This is a genomic window from Methylophaga sp., from assembly GCF_030651745.1.
Genome location: NZ_JAUSCC010000116.1, coordinates 1 through 3,749, shown reverse-complemented (window position 1 = coordinate 3,749; position 3,749 = coordinate 1). Strand labels below are relative to the sequence as shown.

At 44.1% G+C, this 3,749-nt stretch carries 7 protein-coding genes and 1 pseudogene; all 8 read right to left on the bottom strand.

The annotated features are described in order from the left end of the window. Positions 1–51 precede the first annotated feature (51 nt). Positions 52–465 carry a 50S ribosomal protein L16 gene (gene rplP, locus Q7V21_RS13470; RefSeq protein WP_014707487.1) on the bottom strand — a complete coding sequence of 138 codons (414 nt, stop codon included), beginning with the start codon at positions 463–465 and terminating at the stop codon, positions 52–54. Positions 466–476: 11 nt separating this feature from the next. Beyond that, positions 477–1,136 (bottom strand): 30S ribosomal protein S3, encoded by a 660-nt coding sequence (rpsC, locus tag Q7V21_RS13465; protein ID WP_304917781.1) that lies wholly within the window; start codon positions 1,134–1,136, stop codon positions 477–479. Between the two features lie 12 nt (positions 1,137–1,148). Further along, on the bottom strand, positions 1,149–1,481 hold the full coding sequence (gene rplV, locus Q7V21_RS13460; protein WP_014707489.1) for a 50S ribosomal protein L22: 333 nt from the start codon (positions 1,479–1,481) through the stop codon (positions 1,149–1,151). 9 nt (positions 1,482–1,490) lie between these two features. Next, positions 1,491–1,766 carry a 30S ribosomal protein S19 gene (gene rpsS / locus Q7V21_RS13455; RefSeq protein ID WP_041354584.1) on the bottom strand — a complete coding sequence of 92 codons (276 nt, stop codon included), beginning with the start codon at positions 1,764–1,766 and terminating at the stop codon, positions 1,491–1,493. A 17-nt stretch (positions 1,767–1,783) separates the two neighbouring features. Next, on the bottom strand, positions 1,784–2,611 hold the full coding sequence (rplB, locus tag Q7V21_RS13450) for a 50S ribosomal protein L2 (RefSeq protein WP_304917780.1): 828 nt from the start codon (positions 2,609–2,611) through the stop codon (positions 1,784–1,786). 26 nt (positions 2,612–2,637) lie between these two features. Further along, positions 2,638–2,931 carry a 50S ribosomal protein L23 gene (gene rplW / locus Q7V21_RS13445; protein ID WP_069296938.1) on the bottom strand — a complete coding sequence of 98 codons (294 nt, stop codon included), beginning with the start codon at positions 2,929–2,931 and terminating at the stop codon, positions 2,638–2,640. Further along, entirely contained in the window at positions 2,928–3,545 is a 618-nt protein-coding gene (gene rplD, locus Q7V21_RS13440) for a 50S ribosomal protein L4 (RefSeq protein WP_069296939.1), read from the bottom strand. Before rplD ends, rplW begins: the two co-directional genes overlap by 4 nt. A gap of 23 nt (positions 3,546–3,568) precedes the next feature. After that, positions 3,569–3,749 (bottom strand): annotated as a pseudogene (gene rplC / locus Q7V21_RS13435) (50S ribosomal protein L3); the annotation flags it as partial.

Genomic DNA, 3,749 nt, shown 5'->3' with positions numbered 1-3,749 from the left:
GCTCTTTAGCCAGATCCTCAGCAGATTTTTGTCTAATTTCGCTCGCTTTCATTACAGTATCGCCCGAGTTACAAATGTCGTTTTAACAGGAAGTTTAGCTGCTGCAAGACGGAACGCTTCACGAGCGATCTCTTCAGTAACGCCTTCCATTTCATAGAGCATGCGACCAGGCTGAACATTAGCCACCCAGTACTCAACATTACCCTTACCTTTACCTTGACGTACTTCCAACGGTTTGCTGGAAATCGGCTTGTCTGGAAAAACACGGATCCAGATTTTACCACCACGTTTAATATAACGAGTCATTGCGCGGCGAGCCGCTTCAATTTGACGCGCCGTAATACGACCGCGATCTAATGACTTCAAACCGAACTCACCAAAACTTACTTTGGCGCCACGGTGAGCCAAGCCACGGTTGCGCAGCTTCTGCTGCTTTCTAAATTTCGTTCTTTTTGGCTGTAACATTGGTTATAACCTTATTTTTCTGCAGGTGCGTTTTGAGCCTGAGCATCAAAAACTTCACCTTTAAAAATCCAAACCTTCACACCGATAATACCGTAGGTGGTTTTAGCTTCTGCAGTACCATAATCGATATCAGCACGCAAAGTATGCAAAGGAACACGGCCTTCACGGTACCATTCGGTACGTGCAATCTCTGCGCCGTTGAGGCGACCAGCAACATTAATACGAATACCCTCAGCACCAACACGCATTGTGTTAGTAACTGCACGTTTCATCGCACGACGGAACATAATGCGGCGTTCAAGTTGTTGCGCAACACTTTCAGCAACTAATGTTGCGTCAAGTTCAGGTTTGCGAATCTCTTCAACACCGACATTGACAGGAATACCCATGATTTCTGATGCTTCCTGGCGAAGCTTGTCGATATCTTCACCTTTTTTACCAATAACAATCCCTGGACGGGCTGTGTGAATGGTAATTTTTGCATTCTTAGCTGGTCTGTCGATTTGAATCTTGCTCACAGATGCATGCGCAAGTTTCTTTTTAAGATAGCTACGTACCTTCAGATCATTATTCAGCATTTCAGAAAAATTAGCTGAATCTGCATACCAGATTGAATTCCAATTTTTAATTATACCAAGTCTGAAACCAGTTGGGTGAACCTTTTGTCCCATAAGTATTCTCTCTTACTTTTCGTCTACAACCACAGTGATGTGGCTTGTACGTTTAAGAATGCGATTACCACGGCCTTTAGCACGAGGCGACATACGCTTCATTGTTGGACCATCATCAACCATAACGGCCGAGACGTATAATTCATCAATGTCAGCACCATCATTGTGTTCAGCATTTGCAATCGCTGAATCCAATACGCCCTTCATTAAATCAGCAGCTTTTTTAGGGCTGAAAGCTAGAATGTTGATAGCGCGTTCAACGGGCAAACCTCTGATTTGATCCGCTACCAAACGCACTTTCTGTGCTGAAATGCGTGCATAGCTGAGTTTAGCTTTTGTAGCCATATCTTAACCTTATCGCTTAGATTTCTTATCGGCGGCATGACCTTTAAAGGTACGTGTTGGTGAAAACTCACCCAACTTATGCCCTACCATATCTTCTGTGACAAACACAGGAACATGCTGTTTACCATTGTGAACAGCCAGTGTTAGACCAATCATATCCGGGGAGATCATTGAACGACGTGACCATGTTTTGATCGGACGTTTGTTACTTGCATCTCTCGCTTCCAAGACCTTCTTTTCAAGGTGATGGTCAATAAATGGACCTTTTTTAATTGAACGCGGCATGTGAAATTCCTAGCCTTTTATTTACGATTACGACGACGTACGATCATGTTATCCGTACGTTTATTCTTACGAGTCTTATAGCCTTTAGTAGGCACACCCCAAGGTGTAACAGGATGACGACCACCAGAGGTACGCCCTTCACCACCACCATGTGGATGATCTACTGGGTTCATAACCACACCGCGAACGGTTGGTCGAACACCACGCCAGCGTTTAGCACCCGCTTTACCCAATGAACGTAATGAATGTTCGCCGTTACCGACTTCACCCATTGTTGCTTTACAGTCAAGAGGTACCTTGCGTGTTTCACCGCTACGCAGACGAATAGTCGCGTAACCATTTTCGCGTGCAACATATTGAACACTGCTACCAGCGCTACGTGCTAACTGTGCACCTTTACCAGGCTTCAGTTCGACACAATGAACTGTGCTACCTAAAGGAATGGAAGACAATTTCAATGTATTACCAGCGCGGATCGCTGCGTTATCGCCAGATTCCAAACGATCACCAGCGCTGATACCTTTCGGAGCGATAATGTAACGTTTTTCACCATCGGCATAACTTAACAATGCAATATGCGCCGTACGATTTGGATCATATTCAACACGTTCAACAACAGCAGGAATGCCATCTTTATTACGTTTGAAATCAATTACACGGTAACGTTGTTTATGACCACCGCCTTGATGACGGACAGTAATACGACCAGCGTTATTACGACCACCATTTTTTGTCTTTTTCTCTACCAAAGGAGCATATGGTGCACCTTTGTACAGATCTGGAGTACTGACCTGCACAACAAATCTGCGACCTGCTGATGTAGGTTTAGCCTTTATTAATGCCATTCCTGTTTCCTCACCCGTATTCTGTATTATTCGCCAAGGAAGTTGAGATCAGCACCATCAGCTAATGTCACATAGGCTTTTTTCCAGTCGCTGCGCTTACCGAAACTACGGCCTACGCGTTTGACTTTGCCTTTAACATTGGCTGTTGATACAGCAGCAACTTTCACATCAAACAAGCTTTCTACCGCTTTTTTGATTTCAGCTTTGTTGGCGTTAGGTAATACTTTAAGTACTACCTGGTTATGATCTTCGGCAACTCGTGATGCTTTTTCAGCAACCACTGGGCCAAGAATAATTTTGCTTAAGCGTTCAGCGTTCATACAAATGATTCCTCAAGCTTACGAATAGAGTCTTCACTCATCACAACTTTTTCAAAACGCAATAAAGCGACTGGGTTCACGTGTGCAGCATCTGTAGCAGCAATGTTATATAAATTGCGCGATGCTAACGCCAAATTACCAGCGGCGTTTTCACAAACGATCAAAGCGTTTTCAATACCCAAAGATTTTGTCATTGCTAACAAATCTTTTGTTTTTGGTGAATCGAGCTCAACTTTATCAACCACGACCAATGCATCTTTACGACGTAATTCTGACAAAATGACAGAAATCGCATTACGATACATTTTACGGTTTACTTTCTGGCTGTAATCACGATTTTTTGATGCAAAAGTAACACCACCGCTACGCCATAAAGGGCTACGAATTGTACCAGCACGAGCACGACCACTACCTTTTTGTGAAAAAGGTTTTCTGCCGCCACCACTCACTTCTGAGCGTGTTTTCTGTGCATGTGTACCAGCGCGACCACCTGCTAAGTAAGCAGTGACGACTTGATGCACAAGTGACTCATTAAACTCACGATCAAGAAACGCATCAGAAACAGTGATGTTACCGGCTTTCTTACCGTTGAATGTTTGTAACTGAAGATCCACGTTAATTCCCCTCAGAATCTTACTTAGGCTTTCACAGCTGGGCTAACGACGACATTACTGCCGGTTGCACCTGGCACTGAGCCTTTGACCAAAATCAGGTTCCGTTCCGCATCCACTCTGACAACAGAAAGATTTTGCAACGTGCGTTTTTTATCACCCATATGGCCTGCCATTTTCTTACCCTTGAACACGCGTCCAGGAGTT

Coding starts and splice junctions, on each gene's coding strand:
- rplP (WP_014707487.1), bottom strand. CDS start 465: ATGTTACAGCCAAAAAGAACGAAATTTAGAAAGCAGCAGAAGCTGCGC.
- rpsC (WP_304917781.1), bottom strand. CDS start 1,136: ATGGGACAAAAGGTTCACCCAACTGGTTTCAGACTTGGTATAATTAAA.
- rplV (WP_014707489.1), bottom strand. CDS start 1,481: ATGGCTACAAAAGCTAAACTCAGCTATGCACGCATTTCAGCACAGAAA.
- rpsS (WP_041354584.1), bottom strand. CDS start 1,766: ATGCCGCGTTCAATTAAAAAAGGTCCATTTATTGACCATCACCTTGAA.
- rplB (WP_304917780.1), bottom strand. CDS start 2,611: ATGGCATTAATAAAGGCTAAACCTACATCAGCAGGTCGCAGATTTGTT.
- rplW (WP_069296938.1), bottom strand. CDS start 2,931: ATGAACGCTGAACGCTTAAGCAAAATTATTCTTGGCCCAGTGGTTGCT.